Genomic DNA, 24,648 nt, shown 5'->3' with positions numbered 1-24,648 from the left:
TTGCAGCTGAGACAGCATCATCTAGCCATGACGGGGCCAAAGGGCAATGCGCATCGCGCGTTCCCAAATCGTGTTTGGTCACAGATGAAATCCTGTGTTAGCGATACCTTCACGACGGTGGGGGGATGATCAACATGCAGCGGTTCATCGCGATGGCGGCCTGCCTGATGCTGGGCGCCTGTGCCGCCGGGATCGGCCTCGCGCCGCCGCCCAACCTCTACCGCGCCGGCACCAATTACCCCGAGGCGCAGGTGCCCGTCGCGCTGCGCAGCGCCGAGCCGCAGATATTCTACGTGACCGACCGCGCGCCCGAGGGGGCAAGCTATGGCTCGGCCCGGTCGCAATCGATGGCCTTCGGCGCGGCGACGGTCAAGTTCGGGCGTGATCTTGACTGGTCCGAGTTGTTGATGCGCACCCGTGCGGATTCAGATGAAAACATCTCCAGTCTCTGGGTGCCCGAGGTGCGCGAACTTGTGCGCTTTTCTTCCACACCGCTGCCGGTCGAGCGTCGGGACGGCCGCCTGAGCCACCGCAGGGAGGCGCGCGACGCCTATGATGCGCAGGCCCGTCAATTTCAGGCGGCCATCGCGGATGAGATGGCCAAGACCGGCAACCGCCGTGTGCTGGTCTATATCCACGGCTTCAACAACGCCTTTGATGACAGCCTGACGGCGCTGGCCAATATCTGGCACTTTGCCGGGCGCCGCGCGGTGCCGGTGTCCTTCACCTGGCCTGCGGGCAACGGGGCCGGGCCGCTGGGATACTTTCGCGACCGCGATGCGGGCACGTTTTCAGTGCATCACACCAAGGAGTTCTTGCGGATACTGGCGGCCATGCCGGAGGTCGAACAGATCGACATCATCGCCCATTCCCGGGGAAATGACGTGGCCACAACGGCACTGCGCGAGTTGATGATCGAGGCGCGGGGGGCGGGCAAGCGCCCCAAGCTTGCGCTCAAGACCGGGACGCTGATCATGGCGGCCCCCGATCTTGACGTGGACATCGTGCGCCAGCGCCTGCAGGCCGAACGCTTTGCCGAAGCCTTTGAACAGATCAACCTTTACATCAATCCCGACGACGGCGCGCTGCGCCTGTCGGCCTACCTGACCCGCTCGACGCGGCTGGGCGCGCTCAAGAACGCAGATTTCCAACCCGGCGAACTCGAAGGGTTGCGCAAAGAAGGGCTGGTGCACTTCATCCGGGTCGAAGAGGTGCGGGGCGGTTTCGGTCATTCCTATTTCCGCGACAACCCGGCGGTTTTATCGGATGTGGTGCTGGCGCTGCGCACACGCGCCTTTCCCGGGGGCACGCTGCGCCCGCTGGATCAGGACGGGCCGGGCGGTGTCTGGGTGCTGCACCCGAACTATCCGCTGGACCGGTTGCCGGACTTGTCGCGGATTGATGAACGCAACAGGGCGAGCGACGAAAGATGAGCGAGCCGCACGCCATGATCAATCGCTGGGCACAGCCCGGCGTGGTTGACTGGATCGGGGTGCGCCCGGCGCGCGCAGCCGATATCGAAGTTCTGGACCGGGCCGAGATCACCCTGGACGGCATTGTCGGTGACCGGGGGCGCGCGGGCAAGCGGGCGGTCACGCTGGTGCAGGCCGAACACTTGCCCGCCATCGCGTCGTTCCTGGGGCGCGACGCGATTGATCCGGTGATGTTGCGGCGCAACATTCATGTGCGCGGGATCAATCTGTCCGGCCTCAAGGGCCGCGAGGTGCAGGTCGGCACCGCTGTTCTGCGCTTTACCACGATCTGCGCGCCGTGCAGCCTGATGGAGCGTTTCTTTGGCCCCGGCGGCTATGCGGCGGTGCGGGGGCATGGCGGCTGGTGCGCCGAGGTGGTGACACCCGGTGTGGTGACCTTGGGTGACGCGGTGCGCCCGATTGATTGACAATACGTGCCCGGTGGGGTCCTCCTCGCGCGCAGTTTGACTGCGTGATCAGGATATGCGCGTGATGCGTCACGGTTTCCCCCTTGCCCGGCCCGGGCAAACCATCGGCCTGCTGGGCGGATCCTTCGATCCCGCGCATGAGGGGCATGTGCACATCACCCGCGAGGCGATGAAGCGGTTTGGCCTTGCGCGCGTCTGGTGGCTAGTCAGCCCCGGCAACCCGCTCAAGGCGCGCGGTCCCGCGCCGCTGGCACAGCGCATGGCGCGGGCGCGCGCAGTCATGCAGGACCCGCGCGTGGTCGTCACGGATATCGAGGCGGCGCTTGGCACGCGCTATACGGCGGGCACGCTCTCTGCCCTCATGTCCACCTATCCCGGTGTGCGGTTCGTGTGGCTGATGGGGGCGGACAACCTCGCCCAGTTCCACCACTGGCAGGACTGGACCTGGATCATGGAGAACGTGCCCGTGGGGGTTTTGGCCCGTCCCGGCGATCGCATCTCGGCCCGGATGAGCCCGGCGGCTCGGCTTTATCGGCAGTACCGGATTTCGGGCAAGGCGAGCCAGATGCTGGGCCGCGCGGATGCGCCCGCATGGTGCTTTGTGAACGTGGCGATGTCCGGTCAGTCCTCCAGCGCGATCCGTGCGGCGGGGGCTTGGGGCACGACTTCGAATTTGTGATGGTTTGAGCGCTTGTTTGCCCCGCAAAGCTGGGGTTACATGCGCCCATGTTGCGCGCTTTTTCGAGACGAGTATTTCTGGGCATGTTGGCCTCCGGGTCCGCCACGGCGGCCCTTGCGGCCCCGCCAACGGCCTCGCTGCGCCCGATGGCGCGCGGCGCCGAACATTTCAAGAAATCCATCGCCGATCCGCAGGCCATCATCGCGGCGGCGCGGCTGGACGGGCGGGTCACATACGCCGTTGCGGATGCACGAACCGGCCTGCGGCTGGAGGGGAGTAACGCCAAGGTCGGCGCGCCCCCGGCCAGTGTGGCCAAGGCGATCACCGCGCTTTACGCGCTCGACGTTCTGGGCCCGGGCCACCGTTTTGGCACGCACCTCGTGGCCACGGGTGGCGTGTCGGGGGGCGTGGTGCAGGGTGATCTGATCCTTGTCGGCGGGGGCGATCCGACCCTTGATACCAACGCGCTGGCGGACATGGCCGCGTCGCTGAAAGCCAAGGGCATCCGCGAGGTGCGCGGTGCTTTCAAGGTGGCCGAAGGCGCACTGCCCTTCGTCAAGACGATCGACACGGATCAGCCCGATCACGTCGGCTACAGCCCCGCCGTCACCGGCATTGCCCTGAACTACAACCGCGTGCATTTCGAATGGCGGCGCGCGGGCAACGGGTACGGGGTAACGATGGACGCGCGCTCGGACCGCTACCGCCCCGATGTGGCGATGGCAAAGATGCAGATCGCGGCGCGCAGCCTGCCGGTCTACACCTACAAGGACGGCGGGCGCACGGACAACTGGACGGTGGCCAAGGGCGCGCTTGGCAATGGCGGGGCACGCTGGCTGCCGGTGCGCAAGCCCGCGCTCTATGCGGGCGACGTGTTCCAGACATTGGCGCGCTCGCAAGGGATCGTCCTCAAGAACCCCAAGGTCGTGGACCGCGCGCCCAGTGGCACCACGCTGGTCACCCATGCCAGTGACGAATTGCGCACGATCCTGCGGGGCATGCTGCGCTATTCCACCAACATCACGGCGGAAATGGTGGGGCTGGCGGCCACGGTCAAACGCACCGGGCGGGCCAGCGGCCTCAAGGCCTCGGCGGCGGAGATGAACCGCTGGGCGGGCGCGCGGCTGGGCACGCAAACCATGCGGCTGGTCGATCACTCGGGCCTCGGCGGGGCAAGCAAGATCACGGCGGACGACATGGTGCAGGCGCTGATCAAGGCGCATCAGAGCGCGACACTGCGCCCGATCCTCAAAGCGATCCCGATGCTCGATTCCAAACGGCGCGCGATCAAGAACCACCCGATCAAGGTCGATGCGAAAACCGGCACGCTGAATTTCGTCTCTGGCCTTGGCGGCTACATGACGGCCAAGGATGGCACGGTCATGGCATTTGCCATCTTTGCCGCGGACGAGGCCACGCGATCCCGCATTTCCAAGGCGAACCGCGAGGCTCCGCAGGGCGCGCGCAGCTGGAACCGGCGCGCCAAGGCGATGCAGCAGCAGTTGATCGAACGCTGGGGCACGCTTTACGGCAGTTGAGGCGGGGGCGCACGGATACGTGCGCCTTACGGCAAAACAGCGCGCAGCAGATAGCGATGCGGGGCGCAGCACAGCTGCGCCTTACGCCTCAGGCCGCGTTCTTCATCCGTGCCACATCGACGAAATCCGCCGTCGCCTGCGCCGTCGCCGCGGACAGGGTCCAGCCCAGATGCCCGTGCCCGGTGTTGTAATAGACACCCGGTTTTGCGCCCGGCCCCACCTTGGGCATCATTGACGGCAACATGGGCCGCAGACCCGCCCAGGGTACGCAATGCTCGGTCGAGACGGTGGGAAAGAACGCTTCGCACCACTCGCGCAGCGGGCGCACCCGGTCGTCGCGGATGTCGAGGTTGTAGCCATTGAACTCGGCCGTGCCCGCGATGCGGAAACGGTTGCGGCCCAGACGCGAGGTCACGATCTTGGCCTCGTCATCCAGCAGGCTGACCCAAGGCGCCGCCGCCTGGCTTTCGACGTCATCGAGGTTCACGGTGATGGAATACCCTTTGACCGGATAGATGTTCACGCGGTCGCCCAGCTTGGCCGCGATATCGCGGCTGCCCACGCCCGCGCAAACGACGATGCCGTCGAAATGCTGCTGCTGATCGCCCTCGGCCCCGCTCCAGTCGAGGCGGATGCCGGTGCCGGTGTGGTGGATGTCGGTCACCCTGGTCTTGTAGTGGAACGTGGTGCCCATCCGCGCGCAGCCCTCGCTTAACTTGCGGGCATAGCGGTGGATGTCGCCGGTGAAATCACTCTCGGTGTAAAAGCCGCCGATGGTCTTGGATTGCAAGGTCGGCTCAAGGCGCTGCACCTCGTCCGCCGACACTTCGCGGCGTTCCAGCCCGGCACGTTCCAGCAGCGTATTCACGCGGCGGGCGTGATCGAATTCGGACTGTTTCTTGTAGATGTGCAGGATGCCGCGCTGCTCCATGTCGAAATCGACACCGACCTCGCGCGCAAAGTCCAGCAGATGGGCGCGGGCCGCGATGGCCAGCCGTGCGGTTTCAACGGTGTGGGATTCGTAATGGGGGATGTTGCCCATGAACTCGGCCATCCAGCTCAGCTTGTGCCAGCTTGGGCGCGGGTTCACCAGCAGCGGCGCGTCCGAGCGCAGCATCCACTTGAGGCCCTTGAAGATCGTGCCCCAGCGGGTCCACACCTCGGCATTCGAGGCCGACAGCTGCCCGCCATTGGCGAATGACGTCTCCATCGCCGCATAGCGGTTGCGATCAAAGACGGACACGGCATAGCCGCGCCGCGCGAGGGCATAGGCAGTGGTGATGCCGGTGATACCGGCACCGATAACGGCGATATGGGTCATTGGGGGTCCTCCCAAAGCGACGCGATTGAGATCAGGACGCGCCCGGCACCGTGCCGGTTCCACGTCCCCATCTGTCGCGTGACCTGAGAGTTTGACGCCTAGTCGCGGCGCTTTCTCCTTCGGTGGGGCAGGGACGTCAGCCCTGACCGCTCTCCAGATCGTCAACATGCCCAGATCGGGCGCGGCAAACACGGTTCTTTGTGCCTGAGAGTTTCCGGGGCGTTGCTCCTTCGGCGGCGGGTCTCCCCGCGCTCTCCCATGTCGGCCTTGTCGACTGCGCCCGATATAGGAAACGGCCCCGAGTCGGGCAAACGAATTGTTGTCACGCGTGATCAGCCTGGCGTGACCGTGCTGCGCGCGCCACAGGCATGGGGACTGGGCGAAGTTGTGCGCAGCCGTGGTCAATGCTTTTCCTCTGGGCTATCATCGCCTAGTTTTCTGAAAACACGTCCAAAACCCGGCATATGCCGCTGCCCCAAAGGTGCCATGACCACACCGACCCTCACCCTGGACGACAGCGACGGCGGCGCGGTTCTGCGCCTTGCGGGGCGGTTGGTCACCGAACATCTCGGCACGGTCGAGGCGGCCTTTGCAAATGTGTCACCGACGGGGGGCAAGGCGCGCATTGATCTGGATGGGCTCGAGGCTCTGGATACCGGCGGCGCATGGCTGATCGCAGACCTGAAATCCCGGCTGGAAGCGGATGGCATTGCGGTCGAGTTACAGGATACGTCCGGCAACCGGACCGAGTTGATTGATGCCGTCATCGCGGCCCTGCCCGACGAGGAAGGGATCGAGGAAGCCCCGCGCGGCCTGCTGCCCTGGCTGGCGGATATCGGGGCCAAGACGGCCGGTGTGGGCAAGGCCATCACCTCGCTGCTCAGTTTCATGGGCGAGACGTTGTATCGCCTCGGCTACAGCATCGTGCGCCCGCGCCGCTGGCGCACGGCGGCACTGGTCAGCCAGATGGAGGAAGTCGGGTTCAACGCCATCCCCATCGTGGTGCTGATGAGTTTTCTGATCGGGGTAGTCCTGTCCTTTCAGGGGGCCTCGCAATTGCGCCAGTTCGGGGCGGAGGTGTTCGTGGTCGACCTGATCGCGATCTCGATCCTGCGCGAGTTGGGCATCCTTCTGACCGCCATCATCGTGGCAGGGCGGTCGGGCTCCGCCTTCACCGCCTCCATCGGGTCGATGAAGGTGCGCGAAGAACTGGACGCGATGCGCACCCTCGGCCTTGATCCGATCGAGGTGCTGGTGCTGCCCCGTGTGATTGCGCTGATCATCATGCTGCCCATCCTCGGCTTTATCGCCAATGTGTCGGGCCTTGTGGGCGGCGCGATCATGAGCTGGATCGAACTGGGCGTCAGCCCGTCCATGTTCATCACGCGGTTGCAGGAAAACACCGATGTCTGGCACCTCGCCATCGGGATGATCAAGGCGCCGTTCTTTGCCGCCATCATCTCGACCGTCGCCTGCTGGCAGGCGATGCAGGTCAAGGGCTCGGCTGACAGCGTGGGGCGGCACACCACCACGTCCGTGGTGCAATCCATCTTCCTCGTGATCGTGGCGGATGCCGTATTCTCGATCTTCTTTTCGGAGCTGGGGCTGTGAGCGCGCGCGAGGCGATCATCAAGGTGCGGGGCTTGCGCAACCAGTTTGGCCCGCAGGTGGTACATGACAACCTCGACCTCGACGTGTGGCGGGGCGAAGTGCTGGGTATTGTGGGGGGCTCGGGCACGGGAAAGTCCGTGCTGCTGCGCACCATCGTCGGGCTGAACCGGCCCGCCGCCGGGTCGATCCACGTGTTCGGCGCGGATGTGGTCAACGGCACGCGCGAGGAACGGCTGGGGGCCGAAAAACGCTGGGGCGTCGCGTTTCAGGACGGGGCGCTGTTTTCCTCGCTCAGCGTGCTGCAAAACGTGATGGCGCCGATGCGCGAACACCTCAACCTGTCCCATGCGCTGATGAAGGCGCTGGGTGAGCTGAAGATTAGCCTTGTCGGCCTGCCGCCCCTGGCCTGTGGCAAGCTGCCTTCGGAGCTTTCGGGCGGTATGCGCAAACGCGCAGCGCTTGCCCGCGCCCTTGCGCTTGATCCGCAAATCGTGTTTCTGGACGAACCGACCGCGGGCCTCGACCCCATCGGGGCGGCCGCCTATGACGACCTCATCGGCGAACTCAAGCGCTCGCTGGGCCTCACCGTGTTCATGGTTACGCATGACCTCGACTCTCTTTACGCGATCTGCGACAGAATTGCGGTGCTTGCGGAAAAGCGGGTGCTGGTCGAAGGGCCCATCGAGGGGATGACAGACGTCGATCACCCCTGGGTGCAGGAATACTTCACCGGACCACGCGCCCGCGCCGCGCAAGAAAAGACCTGAGGGGCTGCCGCCAACCATGGAAACCAAAGCCAACTACGTGCTGATCGGCCTGTTCACCCTCGCGGGGATCTTTGGCGCGCTCGGGCTGTTGTTGTGGCTGGCCAAGGTCGAGGTGGACCGCCAATACACCTATTACGACATCCTGTTCGAGGACGTCTCGGGCCTCGGCGCGGCAAGCGACGTGCGCTATAACGGCCTGCCCGTGGGGCAGGTGGTCGATCTTGGTCTGGACGCCGAGGACAGCAGCCAGGTCCGCGTGCGGATCGAGGTGGGGGCAGACACGCCCGTGAACACCGAAACAGTGGCCAAGCTGCAATCACAGGGCGTCACCGGCGTCAGCTTTGTGGGTCTCTCGGGCGGGTCCGAAACCTCGGCCCCGCTGCCCGAAGATGCTGTGATCCCGTCCGAACGCACCGCGCTGCAATCCGTGTTCGAGGGGGCACCGGAACTGCTCGACCGGGCCATCGTGCTGCTGGAAAACGTGAACGACGTCTTTGACAATGACAACCGCGAGGCCGTCTCGACACTGCTCGGCAACCTCGCCACATCCTCCGAACGGCTCGACGGGGTGCTCGCGAACTTCGAAACACTCTCTGACGATCTGGGTGCCGCCGCGCGCGAGGTTGCGGCCTTTACCGGCAGGCTCGAAGAGTTGTCGGACACCGCCGACACCACGCTGACAACGGCCACGACCACGCTGGAAACCGCAACCGGCGCGATCGAAACCATCGACACGTTCACCACTACCAACCTCGTGCCGCTGGCCGACGATCTGCGCACCACCTCGCAAACCGCCACCCGCGTGATTGACGAGGCAGGGGGAGAAGGTCGCGCGGATCGGCGGGCGGATCGACCAGCTGGCCGACCGGGGTGACGTGGTGCTGGACACGGCCAACCAAACCTTCGAGACGGCCAATACCGCCATCTCGGGCATCAACGATTTCACCACCACGACACTGGGCCCCCTGGGCGAAGACCTGCGGACAACTTCACAGACCGCGACGCGGGTGATCGACCGGGTGGGGGCGGATGCGCAGCGCATCGCCGGGCGCCTCGACACACTGGCAGGCAGTGCCACAACCGCCCTGGCGGACGCACAAAACGCGCTTAGGTCGGTGGACGAGGCCGCAACCGGCTTTGGCCAGTTCACCACCGACCAACTGACACCGCTGACGGACGATCTGCGCACCACCTCGCAAACCGCCAACCGCGTGATCGACGACGTGGGCACGCGCACCGCTGCACTCGCCACTCGGCTCGACACGCTGACGGGCGAGGCGTCCCAGGCGCTGGCGACGTTCTCGATCACCATGAACAACGCCGACGAAACACTGGGCTGGATCACCACGGCCATGACCGGGGCCACCGACACGCTCGACATCGCCACACAGACCTTTGCCAATGCAAACAAGGTGATCCGGGACGACATCGGCGGGATCATCACCGATCTGCGCGCCGCCGCCTCCAACTTTGCCACCACCTTCAGCAGCTCGTCCGAGGGCGTGATCGGCGATCTGCGCAAGGCCGCCACCGCCTTTACCGACACGGTCCAAAACGCCTCGACAAATATCGACGCGGTCTCGACCGAGGTGCTGGCCGCGTCCCGGTCGGCGGCCAGCTTTGCCGATACGCTCGACACCATCGCCTCGGGCAACGAACGCCAGATTTCCGAATTCCTGCGCCTCGGCCTGCCCGAATTCCTGCGCTTTACCGAAGAGGCGCGCAGCCTGACCGTCAACCTCGAACGGCTGGTGAACAAGATCGAACGCGACCCCGGCCGCTTTTTGCTGGGCACACAAAATTCAAGGTTCAGCCGATGACGTCACGCTTTCTGAAATGCGCCATGGGCGCGGTCCTGATGGGCGCGCTGACTGGCTGCGCGGGCCTTGCCAGTCTGACCGACGTTGCCACTCCGGTGGACAACTATGTGCTCACACCCAAAAGCACCTTTGCATCGTCGCTGCCCAATCTGAAATACCAGATTGTCGTGGAACAGCCGACCGCGACGGCGGCTGTGGATACCGATCAGATCGCGGTGCAGCCCAACCCGCTCGAGGTGCAGTACCTGCCGGGCGCACGCTGGGTCGACCGCGCCCCGCTGATCGTGCAGGCGCTTTTGATCGAGAGTTACGAGAACAGCCAGCGCGTGCCCGCCGTGGGCAGTTCGACCATCGGCTTGCGCGCCGATTTTCTGATCGTGACGGACATCCGCGAGTTTCAGGCCATCGTCCCACCCGGAGACAGCACCGCACCCCTGCGCGTAGATGTGCGCCTGAACATCAAGATCGTGGATGCGTTCGAAGACCGGATTATCGGGTCGCGTTCCTTTGAAGAGATCGTGCCATCCACATCGGACGCGCCGCGCGATGTGGTCGCCGCCTTTGACGAGGCGCTGGGCGACACGATGCGCGATTCCGTCGAATGGAGCATTCGCGAGATTTCGAAGTACACGCCCTGACGTCTAGGCGTTGACGCCCGGCGCTTCCAGCAGTTGCACGCCGTTGATCTTCCAGCCCGCATCGGTTTCCAGCATGCTGTATTTCAGCAGGTGCACCCGGCCTTCGGCGTCCACGATGCGCACGGTTTGTGACAGGATGCCGTTGTTGTCCTCAAGCCCCAGATAGGTGACTTCGGCAGGGCGCCAGACCATGGGATAGCCTTGGGTGACCATGCGGCCAAAGTTCTCGGGCGTGCGGAACATGCCCCGGATCGAAGGCGAGGCGAACTCGAACGCTTCCGTGAAATTGTCGGCCTTGAAGGCTTCGATCTGGCTGCTGATCACCCCCTGGATTTCGCTGCCCTGGGCAAGGGCCGCCCCCGCCATGCTGGCGGCCAGAACCGCGCCCATCATCCACTTGCGCATGTCACCATCTCCTCTTGTCGATTTGGGGATGGTAGTGCGGCGCGCCCCCGCGCCAAGCGCTGCGCGCGCCCCGACGGGCACGAGGGTGCCATTTGCGTGGTTAAATTCGCCTGACCGAGGCGTGCGCCGCGCAAGCCCTTGGGACGCGCCAAGGATACGAGACCGGTTAAGATCCCGTGACGCGCGCGAACAGCCTGTCCCCGCGGGGACAGATCAGCCAACCAGCTCTCCGGCCAGTGCCTTGTCGATCAAAGCGATGGTTTCCGGCACCCCGTAAAGGGCGATGAACCCCCCGAAACGCGGGCCCTGGCTGGCGCCCAACAGCACTTCGTAAAGGGCCGTGAACCAGCCCCGCAGCGGGTCAAACCGATCCCGCCCGACGGCATAGACCACCGACTGCAACGCTTCGTCTTCCGCAGGGCCGTCATAGGCCGCAAGTGCGTCGCGCAATGCCGTCAGCGCTTCACGCTCCTGCTCATTTGCCAGCCGGTAGGATTTCGCGGGTTTCACGAAGTCATTGTAGTACCGGACGGCAAAGCCCACGGCCTGGTCCATGCCCGGATGCGTCTCGGGCCCCGTGTCCGGCGCATAGCGCTGGATGAAGCCCCACAGCGTCTCTTTTGTCTCGGCCGAACTGACCGAGGCGAGGTTCAAGAGCATGGCAAACGGCACCACCATGTCGCTGGCGGGTACGTTGTGCCCGTGGATGTGGAACACCGGGTTGTTCAGGCGCTGCGCCTCGTCCTGTGTCGCATAGGCGCGCAGTTGCTGGTGGTATTCGTCCACCGCCTTGGGGATCACGTCGAAATACATGCGCTTGGCGGTCTTGGGCTTTTGATACATGAAATACGACAGGCTTTCGGAGCTGGCATAGGTCAGCCACTCGTCAATGCTGACGCCGTTGCCCGACGACTTGGAAATCTTCTGGCCCTTGTCATCGAGGAACAGCTCGAACGAAAAATGCGCAGGCGGGCGGCCACCAAGGGTCCGGCAGATCGCGTCATAGATTTTCTCGTTGGTGGCGTGTTCCTTGCCATACATCTCGAAATCGACACCAAGGGCCGCCCAGCGGGCGCCAAAGTCAGGCTTCCATTGCAGTTTAACGTTGCCGCCGGTGACGGGCAGGGTCATCTCGCCCCCGTCGGGATCGTCAAAGGTGATGGTGCCCGCGGCGGCATCCACATGCTTCATCGGCACATACATTACCCGCCCTGTTTCGGGGTGGATCGGCAGGAAGATCGAATAGGATTGCTGACGCTCTTCGCGCAGCGATTTCATCATGATCTTCATCAGGTCATCGTACCGCTCGGCGCAGCGCAGCAGGATTTCGTCGAACTTGCCCGCGCGGTAGAATTCGCGGGCCGAGATGAATTCGTATTCGAACCCGAACGTGTCGAGGAACCGGCGCAGCATGGCGTTGTTGTGGTGGCCAAAGCTCTCGTATTTGCCGAATGGATCAGGCACCGAAGTCAGGGGCATTTGCAGGTATTCTTCCAACGCCTCGGGGTTGGGCACGTTTCCGGGTACCTTGCGCATGCCATCGAGATCGTCCGAGAAACAGACCAGCTTGGTCGGGATGTCCGAAATCACCTCGAAGGCGCGGCGCACCATGGTCGTGCGCGCCACCTCTCCGAACGTGCCGATATGGGGCAGACCAGAGGGGCCATAGCCTGTTTCAAACAGGACATACCCCTTTTCGGGCGGCGCCTTTTCGTAGCGTTTGAGCACTTTGCGGGCCTCTTCGAAGGGCCAGGCTTTGCTCGTCATCGCGGCGTCACGCAAACTCGACATCTGATTTGTCCTACTCATCCGGTACACGCCCATCGCGCGACCCTTGCGGTGCAGCCCCGCGGGGCGACATCCCGCCGCTACCTATTGCGGGCGCACCCAAGCGTCAATATTGAGGACAGGACAGAGCGTAAAAGGATCGTGGCCATGTCAGACACCGAACAGCTTTCCCTCACGGCGCAGGATGCGCTTGTGGCCATGATGATCGCCATCTCGGCCTCGGATGAAGACATCCGCACGGCGGAGTTGGTAAAAATTAACTCGGCTGTGAACCACCTGCCGGTGTTTGCCGACTATGACCTCGACCGCTTGAACGTCACGGCGCAGACAGTGTTCGATCTGTTCGAGCAGGAGGACGGGCTGGATGCGCTGTTCGGACTGGTGCGCGAGGCACTGCCCGAGCACCTGTTCGAGACGGCCTATGCGCTGGCCTGCGATGTGGCGGCGGCAGATGGCACGCTGGAAGAGACCGAGCTGCGCCTTCTGGAAGAGATGCGGTATGAGCTGAACATCGACCGCCTGCACGCCGCTGCGATCGAACGCGGTGCGCGGGCACGGCACCTGACGGTTTGAATTAGGCGTTTTGCAACGAGAGATTGAGGCGTCGCCGTGAAGCGGTGCGCATTGGATCTATCCGAACAGCCATCTGTCCACGGCCTGGAAAAGCGCGTCTTTGCCGAGGGTTCCGTCAACGTCAATTGAATGCAGCCCTAGGGCAGAGACGTCACTGCGAAGACGTTCGGTAAAGAGCGCATCGCGGGCCAACAGGTTTTCAAGCGCCCGCTCGGGATCGCGCGTCTGACGCGGAATGTCCCATGTCGTATCCCGCCCGTCAAAGGCGCGGCGACGGAAGCAAGGGGTCGGCAGCAACCAGGTCGCATGGGATTTGTCCTGAAGAAGCGGTGCGACGAGGCGGGGCAGGAGGCGAAACCCTTCGGCGAGTATCGGTCTGTCCTGCGGCAGTGCGCGGAGATCGTCGATGATCAGGTCGAACCCTTCGCCCGCGAACCAGTGAAAGCTGTCCAGCATGATCTCGGGCGTTCTGTTAACCCAACGTTCATCCATATCCATAGCCTTGAACGCAGCAAGCCTTGGGCAATCTTCGGGGCGGCATTGATTGGCATGTGCGCGCATGGCCGCGTCGGAATCATAAAGAACCGCGTCATGTGCAGCCGCCAGCCTGCGGGCGACCGTCGATTTGGCGGCCCCGCTGCCGCCACCGATCCAGCGCACATGGGACAGAGCCGCCGCGGGGCTGTCTGAGATGGTCATATCCATGCGCCTAGAGTGGTGGGGCTGTGCCGTCCACTGCCTTGCGAACAATGCTTTCTACCATCCCCGGTATCGGCGGCTTTCCCCGTGTCATGAGGGCTGATTGACCAAAGGCGATACGAAACGTATATGTTTCGTATGGTCGCTGGCTTGGAGAAACATCATGGGCATCGTAAAGATCAACGACGACCTGCATGAGGACGTGCGCCGCGCCAGCGCTGTTCTGTGCCGGTCCATCAACGCGCAGGCGGAGTTCTGGATCAAGGTTGGCATGCTGGCAGAGGCCAATCCGACGCTGTCCTTTAACGACATCATCAGGATGCAGTTGCAAGCCGCCGAGGTGCGCGTTCCGGACGTGGCGGCCTGACATGGTCAAGACACCCGGTGAGCTGGAGTTGATGCGGATATCGGGCAGGCTGCTGGCCTCGGTTTTCGAGATGCTGGATGCGCAGGACCTTGTGGGTATGTCCACATTGCAGGTCAATGACCTTGTGGAACGTTTCATCACCGTTGACCTCGGGGCGCGCCCGGCCAGCAAGGGGCAGTACGGGTTCCAATATGTTCTGAACTGTTCGGTCAATCACGTGGTCTGCCACGGCGTGCCGGACCGACGGGAGATCCTGCGCGCGGGCGATATCGTCAATTTCGACATTACGCTGGAAAAGAACGGATACATCGCGGATTCGAGCAAGACGTACCTGGTTGGCAAGGCCGCCCCCGCCGCACGGCGGCTGGTCAGCATTGCACAAGGGGCCATGTGGCAGGGCATAAGACAGGTGCGCCCCGGCGCGCATCTGGGCGATATTGGCTTTGCCATTGAACGCCATGCCAAGAAAAATGGCTGCACAGTTGTGCGGGAATATTGCGGGCACGGCATTGGCCGCGAGATGCACGAGGACCCGCAGGTGCTGAATTTCGGCAAGCGGGGCACGGGATTGAAACTGCGCGAGGGCATGGTTTTTACCATCGAACCCATGGTCAACAGGGGCAGTCGTGTGGTGGCCACCGAGGCCGATGGATGGACGGTGGTGACACGCGATCGCAAGCTCTCGGCCCAGTTCGAGCACACGGTTGCAGTGACCGGAACGGGTGTCGAGGTGCTGACCCTGCGCCGTGACGAGGCGCCGATGCTGGCGCGGGTGCAGCCATCGGGGTAACGCTTGATGGGCTTAGGGCCGTGCGTCGTGCGTGCAGAAATTAATTTCGACGGAAAATCCCTGCCCGGGCGTTTAACCGGTGACGCCAATAGCACCTCAAGGGACGCACACATGGTGGTTTCACGAAAAACCCCTTTGAGTCCGGGTATTGCGGCCGTTTTGGCGGTGCCGGGCTCCGCCCTGGCGCCCCCGCCCGGACAGTGACCGCACTCGTATTCTGGTGCATGATGGACCACGCCGATTTACTGAAACCCGACACATTGGAGACAGCTGATGAACCGAATGACTGCCAAGGATTTTGATCAGGAACTACTTGATCTCTATGACTTTTATGCGCACGGAAAAATCACCAAGCGCGAGTTTCTGGACCGTGCGGGCAAGTTTGCCGTGGGCGGTGTGACGGCTGTTGCGCTGCTGAACATGCTGAGCCCGAACTATGCGATGGCCGAGCAGGTGTCGTTCAACGATCCCGACATTCACGCCGATTACATCATGTACCCGTCGCCCAATGGCACAGGCGATGTGCGTGGCTATCTGGTGCGCCCGGCGGCGGTGGAAGGCCCGCTGCCCGCCGTGCTGGTCATTCACGAGAACCGCGGCTTGAACCCGTATATCGAGGACGTGGCGCGCCGTCTGGCCAAGGCGGGGTTCATGGCGCTGGCGCCGGATGGTCTGACCTCGGTCGGGGGGTATCCGGGCAATGATGCGGATGGGCGCGAGTTGCAGCGCACGGTGGACCGGGTCGCGCTGATGAACGACTTTTTCGCGGGGTTCGAGCATTTGCTGGCACGCGAGGACAGCACGGGCCGCGTCGGCGCTGTGGGGTTCTGCTATGGTGGCGGAGTCGTGGGTGCCATCGCCGTTGCCTATCCTGAACTGGCTGCCGGTGTGCCGTTTTACGGGCGTCAGCCGGCGAGCGAAGATGTGCCCAAGATCGAAGCCCCCCTGCTGATCCAGATGGGTGAGCTGGACGAGCGCATCAATGCGGGCTGGCCCGACTTCGAGGCCGCGTTGCAGGCCAATGAAAAGGTGTACGAGGCTTACATCTACGAAGGGGCCAACCACGGTTTCCACAATGACAGCACGCCGCGCTATGACGAGGCCATGGCAGAGCTGGCATGGGAGCGCACCATCGGCTGGTTCAACACGTACCTGTCCTGATCCGAGCTGTATGAACCGCCGCGCCGCAGCCGGTGTGGCCGTGCCGGACAAGACATAGATCACATGACGCCCGCCGGTCCGCCGCGCGGGCGTCATTGGCAATAGCGCGCCCATTCCGCACGAGGGCGCAAAGCTGAACGCTGGATGAATGCGCTGTTCAGCGCCGCTTCAAGTTGCGCATGTCATAGACCCGGTTGCCCGCACCTGCGCGGCACGATCCACCAGGCGGCCCGACCCTCCGGGCGTCACGGCAGATCGTTTGGAAACAACCGGAAAGGACGATGACGATGCAATCGAACACACAAACGCTGTCCAATGGCGGCGGTGGCAGCACGCGGCAGGGACAATCCCAGGGAGGCAAGGACGACCGCGAGATCATTGATCTGGCGGAGCTTGCCGGAACAAGCGATGTGGACCTTGATCTGAGTGTGATCGGCGAGGATGGCGTATACAGCGCCGAAATCGATACGGATGGGGACGGCACGGTTGATGAGACGGCCGAGATCGACATGTCGGTCGGCGACTCCATCACGCTGATCGGAACCGACGGCGACAACACGTTTCTGGGGACCGATGGCGACGACGTCTTTATCGGGTCCGCCGGTGACGATGTGATCGTGGGCGGCGACGGCACCGACATCATCGACTATTCCGATCTGGACGCCCCCATCTCGATCAGTTCAGCGGGTGGGTTGGACAAGGGCGACCTTGGCACGGACACCCTTGGCACCTTTGACGTCGCTGCGGGGGAAATCGCCGTGGTCGAGACGGTGATCGGCGATAAGGGCGAACAGAACGTGGTCGATTCCACCTCGGTTCAGGGCGCGGTTGCGACGGATGTGAACCTGGCCAGTGGGGCCTATACCTGGACCATCATCGAAGACACGGGCGGCTTTGCGGCAGGGGACACGTTTTCGCTTACGCTGGAGAACTTCGTGGACGTGCTGGGCAGCGACAATGACGACCAGATCGTGGGCAGCCGCCAGGACAACCTGCTGACCGGTGCCGCTGGCGAGGATGTCATCGAAGGCGGTCGCGGCGAGGACACGATCAATGGCGGGACGGACGATGACGTTCTGACCGGCGGCTCTGGCGCGGATGTTTTCGAGTTCGTGGAGGGCGATGGCACCGATGTGGTGACTGATTTCGACGTGGGTGTGGATGCGTTGACGTTCAGCGGTGTCGATGCCAGCGACATCGAAGTCGCGACCGACGGCACGGACACGACCATCACCTATGGTGACAGCGAGATCGTGCTGACGGATGTGGTGGAGGAGGACTTGTCCTCGCTTCTGCTAATCGCCTGAGGCGATGCCGGGCCAGCGCCGCCCTTGCGCTGGCCCACACCTTTAGCGCTCGAACGGCAGGCGCAGGGTGATCCTCAAGCCGCCAAGCGTGGCAGTACCAAGCTGGATCGCGCCGCCATAGAGCCCCGCAACATCGCGCGCGATTGTCAGGCCCAGTCCCGAGCCGCTTGTCCCGGAGGCAAGCCGCACGCCGCGCTGAAACACCCGCGCGCGATCCTGTTCCGCTATGCCGGGGCCATCATCCTCGATTGTGACGATCACCGCGCTGTCCATCTGTCTGACGTCGATCTGCACGCTGCCCTCTGCCCAGTGGGCCGCGTTTTCGATCAGGTTGCCCAGCATCTCTTGCAGGTCGGGCAAGGTCACGGCCAGGCCGATTGCCCTGGGCCCGGTCACCTCGACATGCGTTTCGGGGTAGAGCCTGCCCACTGCCTGCACGAGGTCACCAAGGGCCGCCATCATATCGACCCGTTCACCGGGCAGCATCGCCTCGGGGCCTGTGGCGGCGTGATCCAGATGCAGCGTCGTGGCCTCTTTGAGCCTGTCGAGCGCGTCTTCGGCCACGGCGATGTCGAGCGGACGGCCTTGTGCGGCGCGCTGCACTTCGCCGGACAGGATTGTCGTCGGGGTTTTCAGCGCATGTGCCAGCCCGGCCGCCTGCAACCGGCCCCGGTCGCGTTGACGCCGATTGCGCTCGATCAGCCGGTCGAGGTCGCGCACCAGTGGGGCCACCTCGCTTGGGAAGGCTTCGGGTGTGGGGCGCGCTTCGGTATGGGACAGCCGGACGACCGCGTGGTGCAGACGTTTGAGCGGGCCGAGGGCGGCGTTCAGCATCAGCGCCGCGGCCGTGATCAGCGCAACCCCGAATGCGCAGAGGCCCAGCCACAGGCTGCGTCGGAACGCGGCCATATGCGCCTCTGTGTTTGCCAGATCGCTTGCGACCCCGAGCCGCCAGCGCTTGCCGTCATTGATCCGCACGCTTTGGGACAAAAGGCGCAGGTTTTGACCGTCGGGGCCGGTGACCAGCCGTTGCTGCGGCACGATGCTGGGCGCGCCCAGTGTGAGGTGCCGATCCCAGAGGGAGCGTGAGGTGACGGTGCGCCCTTCGGTCTCGGCCTGGAAATAGAGGCCGGAATAGACGCGCGAGAAGGACGGAGAGGTCATCCGCGCGGCGGGGTTGCGGGGGTCTGTCGCGACCGCGACCCGCAGCACGGCCAACTCCTCGTGCAGCCTTTGGTCGAACTGGCGCATGGTCGCCTTTTCGAAGACCGCGAGGATGGCGTAGCCCCCGATGCCGAGTGACAGCGCGATCCAGAGTGTGGCGCTGATCAGGACGCGCAGGCGCAATGAGCGCAGCTTCATCCCGCGCCCAGCCGGTAGCCGAGCCCGCGCACCGTTTCGATCGCGCTCGGCCCGAGTTTGCGCCGCAGCCGGGCGACGAAAACCTCGATCGTGTTGCTGTCGCGGTCGTCATGCAGACCGTAGACGATTTCGGCGATGTCCCCCTTGGTGTGGACCTGTTCGGGGGCTTGCATGAGGGTCGCGAACACCTTGTATTCATGTGCTGTCAGGGTGACTGCGCGCCCGTCCTGCGTCACCCGGCGGGCCTGTGGATCAACCGTGATGCCGCCCACGCTGAGGGTCGGTGCCGCTAGTCCGCCCGCGCGCCGCAGCAGCGCATGTATGCGCGCGATCAGCTCTTCCATGCGGAAGGGTTTGCCAAGGTAGTCGTCGCCGCCTGCGTTCAGCCCCTCGACCCGGTCCTGCCACCGGTTGCGCGCTGTCAGCAGCAGCACGGGCGTCGTCAGCCCGGCGTTCCGCCAGGCGCGCAGCACCGAGACGCCGTCGAGGCGGGGCAGGGACAAATCGAGCAGGATCGCGCGGTAGAGTTCGGTCGCGCCGAGGTGGTGTCCGTCCTCTCCGTTACAGGCTATGTCGACGGTGAACCGCTCAGCCTCGAGCGCCTCGACGATCTGTGCCGCGACACGGCTTTCGTCTTCGATCAGCAGCAGGCGCATGTCAGTTCCGCCTGCCTGGCGGGCCATGTCGCTGCGGTCTGTCGTCTTTGTTTTTGTGCGGGTGTGCATGCGGCGCGGCAGATGGCGTCGCGTCCACCCGCACGGTATGCAGCACGCCGAGGGTGTCCATCAGCAGGATTTCGTAGACTGTTTTGCGCCCGTCCGTGATCAGCCGGGCGTCGATCAGGGTGCTGTCAGGCACGATCTCTCGTGCGGTGGCGAGGGCCGCGTCGAAACATCCCTCAGGAGGACGGGTGCTGTCTGAGCGGGTGGACATCGGGGTCGTGGCTGCCCCTGTCATCACAACGGCAAAGAGGATGGCCGAGCTGCGCCGCATCCCGTGACCCTCCGTGTGGGGCGCGCATGGTTTGTGGCGGCGGCTGGCATTTGTCTAATCGGTCCGGGCCTGTCCGATGAGCATGCGGGTCAACGTGGCATCGCGGTCGTGCAGATGGTGTTTGAGGGCGGCGAGCACGTGCAGCACCACCACCGCGGAAAGCCCGATCCCGACATAGGAGTGCATGGCCCCGCCGGCGGTGGCAAGCCAGGGGATTTCGGACTGGGCGGGGATCGTGAACCACCCAAACACGTCCACGGGTCGCCCGCGAAAGACCGATGAGGTGATCCCGGAGAGCGGCATGATCAGGATACCTGCAAGCAAGCTCCAGTGAACGAGCCGCGATACCCTTTGATGCCAGCGTGGCATGGCCGAGGCATCGGCGGGAAACCCCTCGACCAGCCGCCAGACGACGCGCCACGTGCCAAAGATCAGCACAATAACGCCGATGGAGCGGTGAATGCCCACGAGCGGCCTGCGCGCCTCGCGCTCCAACCCGCCATATTCGAGGAAAAGGCCAAAGCACAGCATCCCGATCATGGCGAGGGCGATGGCCCAGTGATTGGCCCGCGAGATCAGTCCATAGGTGGTCGGCGTGCCCATTTATCTGCCCTTTCTGCATTGATTTTTCTGGTTTTCAGCGCCGCTGTGGCGGGCGCGGTGTTCAACCTTCCGCCGATGCAGGATGTCGGTGCATATAGGCGTTGCGCTCTTCAAATTGTTAACATACAGACTGTTAATATGCAAAGGGTCGAGCCGAAACTTCACATGCTGCTCCACTCGGCGGACCTCGTCGAAGAGCGGTTGCGCATTCAGCTTTCGCCCCTTGGCATCACGCCGCGACAGGCGCGTATCTTGGAGGCGCTGGACCGGATGGAGACGTGTTCGCAGGCGACGCTGGCACGCGAATTCAACGTCAGCCCCGCCAGCATGAGCACGATGACCACACGGCTGATCGCGGCCGGGTTTATCCTGCGCCGCATTGATGATCGGGAATTGCGCAGCAACGTGCTGTCCCTGAGCGACAGCGGGCGCGATCTGCTGAGCGGTGTCTTTGACGCCTGGCGCGCAGTTGACGACATCATTGAAAGCGCCATCGGTGCGCAAGAGGCGCAAGCGCTGTCGGCTCTTGCCCGGAGCCTGCGCAACGCGCTGGGCGGGCATCCCCCCGGACATGGGCAGGGTCCGTCGCGCAAAGGACAAAGCCCCAAGACAACCACCGCCGAGACCACGCAAGACGACTGACATCAAAAGGAACACCGCATGTCTTTACCGACCGCCGTTCTCCGTTTTTTCGTGTCTATTGCATGGCGGTCGTGCCGCAGGGCCGCGCCATTTGCGCTGATGCTGATCCCGCCCGTTGCCCACGCCCATGATGCCGAAGAACACTGCGCCGCAGTGATTGCGTCGGTTGAAGAGGCGGGCTTTGCCGACACGGTCACCGTGACGTGCGAAGATGGCCATGCGGTCATCTCGTCCGACACCTATCCCGATCACACGGTAATGACCGGTATCGTGGGCACCAACGAACAATTGCCTGTCCCGGCCGAGGACTACGCCGCGCCGATCCCCGTTGTCCCCGAGCTGGGCGATGTGCCCCAGACCCGCGATTCATCGCTGGGTGTGGCGGTCAACGGCGTTCCGATCTTTGACTACACCGGCGGTGGCGAGATGAGCATGCAGGACCTGTATCACCACCAGACCCAGCACGACACGTTGCAGACCCAACAGCTGGATGTCTGCGGCGGGCATGCCGGGCGCGGGGATGACTATCACTACCACGTCAAGCCGACCTGCATGATCGAGATGATGGAGAATGCCGCTGCCAACCCGATCATCGGCTGGGCCTTTGACGGGTTCCCGATCTATGGCGACGACAACCCGGATGGATCGCCTATTGCCGCTGACACGCTTGATGTGTGCAACGGGCAGGCGGATGCGGTGTTTGGCTATCGCTACCACACGTCGAACGGTGCCCCTTACATCATCCAGTGCCTGATGGGGGCGGTCGCGGACATTCGCGATCTGCCGCGCATCTCGCCCCTTACTCCGGCGGACGGCGGACCGCCGCTTGATCCCGGCCGCCCACCTCGAGGTGGGGTCGACGATCTGATATACTCCGAAAGCGCTGATGGCGTGCGCAGCATGGACTACACCTATCAGGGGGAAGCCTATTACATGCGCTACAGACCGACCGAGACGCCCGGGTGCTACGCGTTCGAGACCCGCACCGTCACCAATGGCGGAGAGGTGCGAACCGGGGAGTATTGCCGGTGATCGCAGCGCTGTCGCGTGCCCTTGCGCTGCTGATAGGCGCCGCGCTGGCAGGTCCGCTGGCGGCGCAGGATTACTTTACCCTGAGCAGTCCGGCGCTGGAGGATGGCGGAACATTGCCTGCCGACCTCAAGTGTACGCGGGACGGTGGCGACGGCAAAAGCCCGCCGCTTGAATGGACGTCCGTGCCGGAAGGCACCCAAAGCCTTGCCCTGACCATGCACCATTATCCCGCCAACGCCGTGCCGGGCATCGACCCGCCCAGCCAGTACTGGCTGCTGTGGAACATACCGTCCGACACCATGGCCCTGCCGCGGGGAAACCCGGCATCGATCGGTGATGAGGGCGCGGACAAGGACCAGCAGCGCACGGGCTATACCCCGCCCTGTTCGCCGCCGGGCCCACCGCATGAATATACGATCACCCTCTATGCCCTGCACAGTCCGCTCGACACATTGCCTGCGGGCGACGATGTGAGCGTGGATTGGACCACCGTGTTGGAGGCGATCACCGGCAAGGTCATTGCCGCCTCGTCGATCTCTTTCTCGAACTGACACGAGACTGCGCACAGCCCCTGAAAAAAGGAAACCACATGCGTAACCTGCTGACTGCTATCGTTTTTTTGAGTGCCGGACCCGCCGTTGCGGAGACAGTGACATTGACCACCGATGTCTGGGTCGACAACTGGTTCGAGATGTATGTGAACGGCCAGAAGGTTCTTGAGGACAGCGTGTCGATCACGACCGAGCGGTCGTTCAACGCCGAAAGTGCCACCTTCACCGCCGAGTTGCCCATCACGGTTGCCATCCGCGCGATGGACTTTCGCGAAAATGACACGGGTCTCGAATACATCGGCTCCAACCGTCAGCAGATGGGTGACGGCGGCATGATCGCCCAGTTTCGCGATGCCACCACGGGCGAGACGGTGGCCGTGACCGACAGCGACATGCGCTGCCTCGTGGTTCACCGCGCGCCGGTTGACGTGTCCTGTGCGCGTGAGAGCAACCCGGTGGCGGGCGAGGGTGCGTGCGACTTTGTCGAGACGGCGGTCGCGCCGGAGTGGGTAACGCCCGCGTTCGATGACAGCGACTGGCCGGCGGCTGTGACCCACAGCGCGCGTGCCGTCGATCCCAAGGACGGGTATGACGAGGTGTCCTGGGACAGTGCCGCGATGCTGGTGTGGAGCGATGACCTTGTTCAGGACAACACCGTGTTGTGCCGCATGACAATTTCACAGTGATGCCTGCACGCTGGTTTGCGGCGCGTCCGCGGGGTCGGCGACTGCCCGCCTTTGGTGAGATGCCTGCGACGGAAGTTCTGCGTCGCAGCGTATAACTCTGCAACTGGCGGTGACATGGACCCGTCTGTGCGGGGGCCGGTTGGTGGGCTGCGGTCTGTGCGCGTTCTGGACAGGTGGTGTGGCCGATTTCTGATGGAGCTTGAGCATGAGCCTTGTGAAACAGCTGATCCTTGTCGTTGCCCTGGGCCTTGGGGTCGGTGTGATGGCCGTGCGGCACGCCCCGCAAGCCCGCGCCTTTCTGCTGGACAGCGGCGTGCCGCCCACGCTCATTTCCATTGCCACGCAGGGTGCCCAGCAGGACGCGGCCCCCGAAGGCGGACCGCGCGCGGGTCGGGGTGCGCGCTCGGCTGTCGTGACCACTGTGCCGGTCGTTTCCGGTACGATCAGTGACACGGTCCGCGCCATTGGCAGTGGCGAGGCGCAGCATTCGGTGTCCGTGGTGCCGCTGGACAGTGGTGTGATCACCGAACTGGCCATCTCTTCGGGGGACAGTGTCCGGAAGGGCGACCTGCTCGCCCGGCTCAATTCCGACAGCGAGGAAGTTGCGTTGGATCAGGCCCAGGTCGCGCTGAGGGCCGCCGAGGACAGCCTTGCGCGCTATACTGCGCTGGCTCGCAACAACATTGCCTCGCAGGTCGAGTTGGAGGATTTGCAGACGGCTTTCGACGCCGCCCAACTCGACTATCGTGATGCGTCCATCAATCTGCGCGAGCGGTCCATCTTTGCGCCGATTGATGGCAGTGTCGGTATCCTGCCTGTCGAGGCGGGGGATTACATCACCACGGAAACCGAGATTGCCATGCTCGATGACCGCTCGAGTATCGTCGTCGACGTGTGGATCCCGGAGCGGTTCGCCAGCCGGGTTGCCCTTGGCCAGTCCGTCACGGCAGAGCGGCTGGCCGATCCCGGGCAGGTGTTTGAGGGTACGGTCAGTGGCATTGGCAGCCGGATCGAGACCGACAGCCGCACCTTGCAGGTCCGCGCGACGCTCGACAACGGGGACGACCAGCTGCGCCCCGGCATGGCGTTTTCCGTCTCGCTGTCGTTCGACGGGGATCCGTACCCCAGTGTCGATCCGTTGGCCGTGCAATGGGATGCGGATGGTTCTTATGTCTGGACGGTGTCGGAGGATCAGAACGCACAGCGCACGCCCGTGCGGATCATCCAGCGCAACAGCGATGCCGTGCTGGTCGAGGGGGCGCTGACCGAGGGGCAGTTGGTTGTCACCGAAGGGCTGCTGACCCTGCGCGAGGGCATGAACGTCACTGCCGACAGCGGCCTTGGTGCGTCGGATACGGCGGCGGCTGCAAGGCGGCCCGAGGTGCCCGGAGCGCAGACCGAGCGGGAAGGGTGAG

At 63.9% G+C, this 24,648-nt stretch carries 27 protein-coding genes and 2 riboswitches; of the genes, 19 read left to right on the top strand and 8 right to left on the bottom strand.

Translation table 11 applies throughout. The features are described 5' to 3' along the window. Positions 1-125 precede the first annotated feature (125 nt). The 4 genes from ACMHLQ_RS09185 to dacB all read left to right on the top strand — a co-directional run bounded on the left by ACMHLQ_RS09185 (position 126) and on the right by dacB (position 4,117). Positions 126-1,433, top strand: coding sequence for an alpha/beta hydrolase (locus ACMHLQ_RS09185; RefSeq protein WP_415404477.1), 1,308 nt, complete (start codon positions 126-128; stop codon positions 1,431-1,433). Further along, positions 1,430-1,900 (top strand): MOSC domain-containing protein, encoded by a 471-nt coding sequence (locus ACMHLQ_RS09180; RefSeq protein ID WP_415404476.1) that lies wholly within the window; start codon positions 1,430-1,432, stop codon positions 1,898-1,900. Before ACMHLQ_RS09185 ends, ACMHLQ_RS09180 begins: the two co-directional genes overlap by 4 nt. Positions 1,901-1,964: 64 nt before the next feature. Then, a complete protein-coding gene (locus ACMHLQ_RS09175; RefSeq protein ID WP_415404475.1) occupies positions 1,965-2,579 on the top strand; it encodes a nicotinate-nucleotide adenylyltransferase in 615 nt (204 codons plus the stop codon). A gap of 47 nt (positions 2,580-2,626) precedes the next feature. Then, positions 2,627-4,117 (top strand): D-alanyl-D-alanine carboxypeptidase/D-alanyl-D-alanine-endopeptidase, encoded by a 1,491-nt coding sequence (gene dacB, locus ACMHLQ_RS09170; protein WP_415404474.1) that lies wholly within the window; start codon positions 2,627-2,629, stop codon positions 4,115-4,117. Between the two features lie 88 nt (positions 4,118-4,205). Here the strand turns inward: dacB and ACMHLQ_RS09165 are convergent, their stop codons facing one another. Beyond that, positions 4,206-5,438, bottom strand: a complete 1,233-nt coding sequence (locus ACMHLQ_RS09165) for a D-amino acid dehydrogenase (RefSeq protein WP_415404473.1) — start codon at positions 5,436-5,438, stop codon at positions 4,206-4,208. Positions 5,439-5,499: 61 nt separating this feature from the next. Continuing rightward, a riboswitch (glycine riboswitch) is annotated at positions 5,500-5,605 on the bottom strand. Positions 5,606-5,619: 14 nt separating this feature from the next. Continuing rightward, positions 5,620-5,707: riboswitch (glycine riboswitch) on the bottom strand. A gap of 217 nt (positions 5,708-5,924) precedes the next feature. Between ACMHLQ_RS09165 and ACMHLQ_RS09160 the strand changes: the two genes are divergently transcribed. The 5 genes from ACMHLQ_RS09160 to ACMHLQ_RS09140 are packed head-to-tail and all read left to right on the top strand — an operon-like array spanning position 5,925 to position 10,274. Then, positions 5,925-7,049, top strand: a complete 1,125-nt coding sequence (locus ACMHLQ_RS09160; RefSeq protein ID WP_415404472.1) for an ABC transporter permease — start codon at positions 5,925-5,927, stop codon at positions 7,047-7,049. Beyond that, entirely contained in the window at positions 7,046-7,816 is a 771-nt protein-coding gene (locus tag ACMHLQ_RS09155) for an ABC transporter ATP-binding protein (RefSeq protein ID WP_415404471.1), read from the top strand. The genes ACMHLQ_RS09160 and ACMHLQ_RS09155 overlap by 4 nt, the downstream gene beginning before the upstream one ends. Positions 7,817-7,832: 16 nt before the next feature. Beyond that, complete coding sequence (locus ACMHLQ_RS09150; RefSeq protein ID WP_415404470.1) at positions 7,833-8,690, top strand: MlaD family protein; 858 nt, start codon at positions 7,833-7,835, stop codon at positions 8,688-8,690. Further along, a complete protein-coding gene (locus ACMHLQ_RS09145; RefSeq protein ID WP_415404469.1) occupies positions 8,623-9,636 on the top strand; it encodes a hypothetical protein in 1,014 nt (337 codons plus the stop codon). The genes ACMHLQ_RS09150 and ACMHLQ_RS09145 overlap by 68 nt, the downstream gene beginning before the upstream one ends. Continuing rightward, positions 9,633-10,274 carry an ABC-type transport auxiliary lipoprotein family protein gene (locus ACMHLQ_RS09140; protein WP_415404468.1) on the top strand — a complete coding sequence of 214 codons (642 nt, stop codon included), beginning with the start codon at positions 9,633-9,635 and terminating at the stop codon, positions 10,272-10,274. The genes ACMHLQ_RS09145 and ACMHLQ_RS09140 overlap by 4 nt, the downstream gene beginning before the upstream one ends. Before the next feature lie 3 nt (positions 10,275-10,277). Here the strand turns inward: ACMHLQ_RS09140 and ACMHLQ_RS09135 are convergent, their stop codons facing one another. Together ACMHLQ_RS09135 and ACMHLQ_RS09130 are read right to left on the bottom strand one after the other, a co-directional pair. After that, positions 10,278-10,679 (bottom strand): DUF4864 domain-containing protein, encoded by a 402-nt coding sequence (locus ACMHLQ_RS09135; protein WP_415404467.1) that lies wholly within the window; start codon positions 10,677-10,679, stop codon positions 10,278-10,280. A 213-nt stretch (positions 10,680-10,892) separates the two neighbouring features. Next, complete coding sequence (locus ACMHLQ_RS09130; protein ID WP_415404466.1) at positions 10,893-12,470, bottom strand: lysine--tRNA ligase; 1,578 nt, start codon at positions 12,468-12,470, stop codon at positions 10,893-10,895. A 144-nt stretch (positions 12,471-12,614) separates the two neighbouring features. Between ACMHLQ_RS09130 and ACMHLQ_RS09125 the strand changes: the two genes are divergently transcribed. Beyond that, positions 12,615-13,040 carry a tellurite resistance TerB family protein gene (locus tag ACMHLQ_RS09125; RefSeq protein WP_415404465.1) on the top strand — a complete coding sequence of 142 codons (426 nt, stop codon included), beginning with the start codon at positions 12,615-12,617 and terminating at the stop codon, positions 13,038-13,040. Positions 13,041-13,097: 57 nt separating this feature from the next. On the opposite strand, the gene ACMHLQ_RS09120 is transcribed toward ACMHLQ_RS09125, so the two are convergent. Next, positions 13,098-13,739, bottom strand: a complete 642-nt coding sequence (locus tag ACMHLQ_RS09120; RefSeq protein ID WP_415404464.1) for a hypothetical protein — start codon at positions 13,737-13,739, stop codon at positions 13,098-13,100. A 163-nt stretch (positions 13,740-13,902) separates the two neighbouring features. Between ACMHLQ_RS09120 and ACMHLQ_RS09115 the strand changes: the two genes are divergently transcribed. The 4 genes from ACMHLQ_RS09115 (at position 13,903) to ACMHLQ_RS09100 (ending at position 17,364) form a co-directional block, all read left to right on the top strand. Then, a complete protein-coding gene (locus tag ACMHLQ_RS09115; protein ID WP_415404463.1) occupies positions 13,903-14,106 on the top strand; it encodes a ParD-like family protein in 204 nt (67 codons plus the stop codon). Position 14,107: 1 nt separating this feature from the next. Next, positions 14,108-14,896 carry a type I methionyl aminopeptidase gene (map, locus tag ACMHLQ_RS09110; protein WP_415404462.1) on the top strand — a complete coding sequence of 263 codons (789 nt, stop codon included), beginning with the start codon at positions 14,108-14,110 and terminating at the stop codon, positions 14,894-14,896. 273 nt (positions 14,897-15,169) lie between these two features. Next, positions 15,170-16,057 (top strand): YghX family hydrolase, encoded by an 888-nt coding sequence (gene yghX, locus ACMHLQ_RS09105; RefSeq protein WP_415404461.1) that lies wholly within the window; start codon positions 15,170-15,172, stop codon positions 16,055-16,057. A gap of 287 nt (positions 16,058-16,344) precedes the next feature. Next, entirely contained in the window at positions 16,345-17,364 is a 1,020-nt protein-coding gene (locus tag ACMHLQ_RS09100) for a calcium-binding protein (RefSeq protein ID WP_415404459.1), read from the top strand. Positions 17,365-17,406: 42 nt separating this feature from the next. Here the strand turns inward: ACMHLQ_RS09100 and ACMHLQ_RS09095 are convergent, their stop codons facing one another. The 4 genes from ACMHLQ_RS09095 to ACMHLQ_RS09080 are packed head-to-tail and all read right to left on the bottom strand — an operon-like array spanning position 17,407 to position 20,322. Further along, entirely contained in the window at positions 17,407-18,726 is a 1,320-nt protein-coding gene (locus ACMHLQ_RS09095) for an ATP-binding protein (protein WP_415404458.1), read from the bottom strand. Further along, complete coding sequence (locus ACMHLQ_RS09090; protein WP_415404457.1) at positions 18,723-19,409, bottom strand: response regulator transcription factor; 687 nt, start codon at positions 19,407-19,409, stop codon at positions 18,723-18,725. Before ACMHLQ_RS09090 ends, ACMHLQ_RS09095 begins: the two co-directional genes overlap by 4 nt. Further along, positions 19,384-19,719 (bottom strand): PepSY domain-containing protein, encoded by a 336-nt coding sequence (locus ACMHLQ_RS09085; protein WP_415404456.1) that lies wholly within the window; start codon positions 19,717-19,719, stop codon positions 19,384-19,386. The genes ACMHLQ_RS09090 and ACMHLQ_RS09085 overlap by 26 nt, the downstream gene beginning before the upstream one ends. A 54-nt stretch (positions 19,720-19,773) precedes the next feature. Beyond that, positions 19,774-20,322, bottom strand: coding sequence for a cytochrome b (locus tag ACMHLQ_RS09080; RefSeq protein ID WP_415404455.1), 549 nt, complete (start codon positions 20,320-20,322; stop codon positions 19,774-19,776). 165 nt (positions 20,323-20,487) lie between these two features. Between ACMHLQ_RS09080 and ACMHLQ_RS09075 the strand changes: the two genes are divergently transcribed. The 5 genes from ACMHLQ_RS09075 (at position 20,488) to ACMHLQ_RS09055 (ending at position 24,647) form a co-directional block, all read left to right on the top strand. Then, positions 20,488-20,964, top strand: coding sequence for a MarR family winged helix-turn-helix transcriptional regulator (locus ACMHLQ_RS09075; RefSeq protein WP_415404454.1), 477 nt, complete (start codon positions 20,488-20,490; stop codon positions 20,962-20,964). Between the two features lie 99 nt (positions 20,965-21,063). Next, the gene (locus ACMHLQ_RS09070) at positions 21,064-21,996 is read left to right on the top strand and encodes a YHYH protein (protein WP_415404453.1); all 933 of its coding nucleotides are present in this window, start codon (positions 21,064-21,066) and stop codon (positions 21,994-21,996) included. Continuing rightward, complete coding sequence (locus ACMHLQ_RS09065) at positions 21,993-22,547, top strand: YbhB/YbcL family Raf kinase inhibitor-like protein (RefSeq protein WP_415404452.1); 555 nt, start codon at positions 21,993-21,995, stop codon at positions 22,545-22,547. Before ACMHLQ_RS09070 ends, ACMHLQ_RS09065 begins: the two co-directional genes overlap by 4 nt. 38 nt (positions 22,548-22,585) lie before the next feature. Continuing rightward, positions 22,586-23,233, top strand: a complete 648-nt coding sequence (locus ACMHLQ_RS09060; RefSeq protein WP_415404451.1) for a PEBP family protein — start codon at positions 22,586-22,588, stop codon at positions 23,231-23,233. Between the two features lie 205 nt (positions 23,234-23,438). After that, positions 23,439-24,647 (top strand): efflux RND transporter periplasmic adaptor subunit, encoded by a 1,209-nt coding sequence (locus ACMHLQ_RS09055; protein WP_415404450.1) that lies wholly within the window; start codon positions 23,439-23,441, stop codon positions 24,645-24,647. The last annotated feature ends 1 nt before the right edge of the window (position 24,648 follow it).

The organism is Tateyamaria algicola (assembly GCF_047715485.1).
In the GTDB taxonomy this organism is placed as follows: domain Bacteria; phylum Pseudomonadota; class Alphaproteobacteria; order Rhodobacterales; family Rhodobacteraceae; genus Tateyamaria.
This window is presented reverse-complemented; position numbering and strand designations above follow the sequence as displayed.

Excerpts from the sequence above, each read along its gene's own strand:
- ACMHLQ_RS09075 (WP_415404454.1), top strand. The coding sequence starts at position 20,488 with ATGCTGCTCCACTCGGCGGACCTCGTCGAAGAGCGGTTGCGCATTCAG.
- ACMHLQ_RS09100 (WP_415404459.1), top strand. The coding sequence starts at position 16,345 with ATGCAATCGAACACACAAACGCTGTCCAATGGCGGCGGTGGCAGCACG.
- ACMHLQ_RS09130 (WP_415404466.1), bottom strand. The coding sequence starts at position 12,470 with ATGTCGAGTTTGCGTGACGCCGCGATGACGAGCAAAGCCTGGCCCTTC.
- ACMHLQ_RS09160 (WP_415404472.1), top strand. The coding sequence starts at position 5,925 with ATGACCACACCGACCCTCACCCTGGACGACAGCGACGGCGGCGCGGTT.
- ACMHLQ_RS09175 (WP_415404475.1), top strand. The coding sequence starts at position 1,965 with ATGCGTCACGGTTTCCCCCTTGCCCGGCCCGGGCAAACCATCGGCCTG.
- ACMHLQ_RS09090 (WP_415404457.1), bottom strand. The coding sequence starts at position 19,409 with ATGGCCCGCCAGGCAGGCGGAACTGACATGCGCCTGCTGCTGATCGAA.
- ACMHLQ_RS09165 (WP_415404473.1), bottom strand. The coding sequence starts at position 5,438 with ATGACCCATATCGCCGTTATCGGTGCCGGTATCACCGGCATCACCACT.
- ACMHLQ_RS09070 (WP_415404453.1), top strand. The coding sequence starts at position 21,064 with ATGCTGATCCCGCCCGTTGCCCACGCCCATGATGCCGAAGAACACTGC.
- ACMHLQ_RS09150 (WP_415404470.1), top strand. The coding sequence starts at position 7,833 with ATGGAAACCAAAGCCAACTACGTGCTGATCGGCCTGTTCACCCTCGCG.
- dacB (WP_415404474.1), top strand. The coding sequence starts at position 2,627 with ATGTTGCGCGCTTTTTCGAGACGAGTATTTCTGGGCATGTTGGCCTCC.
- ACMHLQ_RS09120 (WP_415404464.1), bottom strand. The coding sequence starts at position 13,739 with ATGACCATCTCAGACAGCCCCGCGGCGGCTCTGTCCCATGTGCGCTGG.
- ACMHLQ_RS09080 (WP_415404455.1), bottom strand. The coding sequence starts at position 20,322 with ATGGGCACGCCGACCACCTATGGACTGATCTCGCGGGCCAATCACTGG.
- ACMHLQ_RS09095 (WP_415404458.1), bottom strand. The coding sequence starts at position 18,726 with ATGAAGCTGCGCTCATTGCGCCTGCGCGTCCTGATCAGCGCCACACTC.
- map (WP_415404462.1), top strand. The coding sequence starts at position 14,108 with ATGGTCAAGACACCCGGTGAGCTGGAGTTGATGCGGATATCGGGCAGG.
- ACMHLQ_RS09140 (WP_415404468.1), top strand. The coding sequence starts at position 9,633 with ATGACGTCACGCTTTCTGAAATGCGCCATGGGCGCGGTCCTGATGGGC.
- ACMHLQ_RS09135 (WP_415404467.1), bottom strand. The coding sequence starts at position 10,679 with ATGCGCAAGTGGATGATGGGCGCGGTTCTGGCCGCCAGCATGGCGGGG.
- ACMHLQ_RS09060 (WP_415404451.1), top strand. The coding sequence starts at position 22,586 with ATGCGTAACCTGCTGACTGCTATCGTTTTTTTGAGTGCCGGACCCGCC.
- ACMHLQ_RS09125 (WP_415404465.1), top strand. The coding sequence starts at position 12,615 with ATGTCAGACACCGAACAGCTTTCCCTCACGGCGCAGGATGCGCTTGTG.
- ACMHLQ_RS09085 (WP_415404456.1), bottom strand. The coding sequence starts at position 19,719 with ATGCGGCGCAGCTCGGCCATCCTCTTTGCCGTTGTGATGACAGGGGCA.
- ACMHLQ_RS09180 (WP_415404476.1), top strand. The coding sequence starts at position 1,430 with ATGAGCGAGCCGCACGCCATGATCAATCGCTGGGCACAGCCCGGCGTG.
- yghX (WP_415404461.1), top strand. The coding sequence starts at position 15,170 with ATGAACCGAATGACTGCCAAGGATTTTGATCAGGAACTACTTGATCTC.
- ACMHLQ_RS09055 (WP_415404450.1), top strand. The coding sequence starts at position 23,439 with ATGAGCCTTGTGAAACAGCTGATCCTTGTCGTTGCCCTGGGCCTTGGG.
- ACMHLQ_RS09185 (WP_415404477.1), top strand. The coding sequence starts at position 126 with ATGATCAACATGCAGCGGTTCATCGCGATGGCGGCCTGCCTGATGCTG.
- ACMHLQ_RS09115 (WP_415404463.1), top strand. The coding sequence starts at position 13,903 with ATGGGCATCGTAAAGATCAACGACGACCTGCATGAGGACGTGCGCCGC.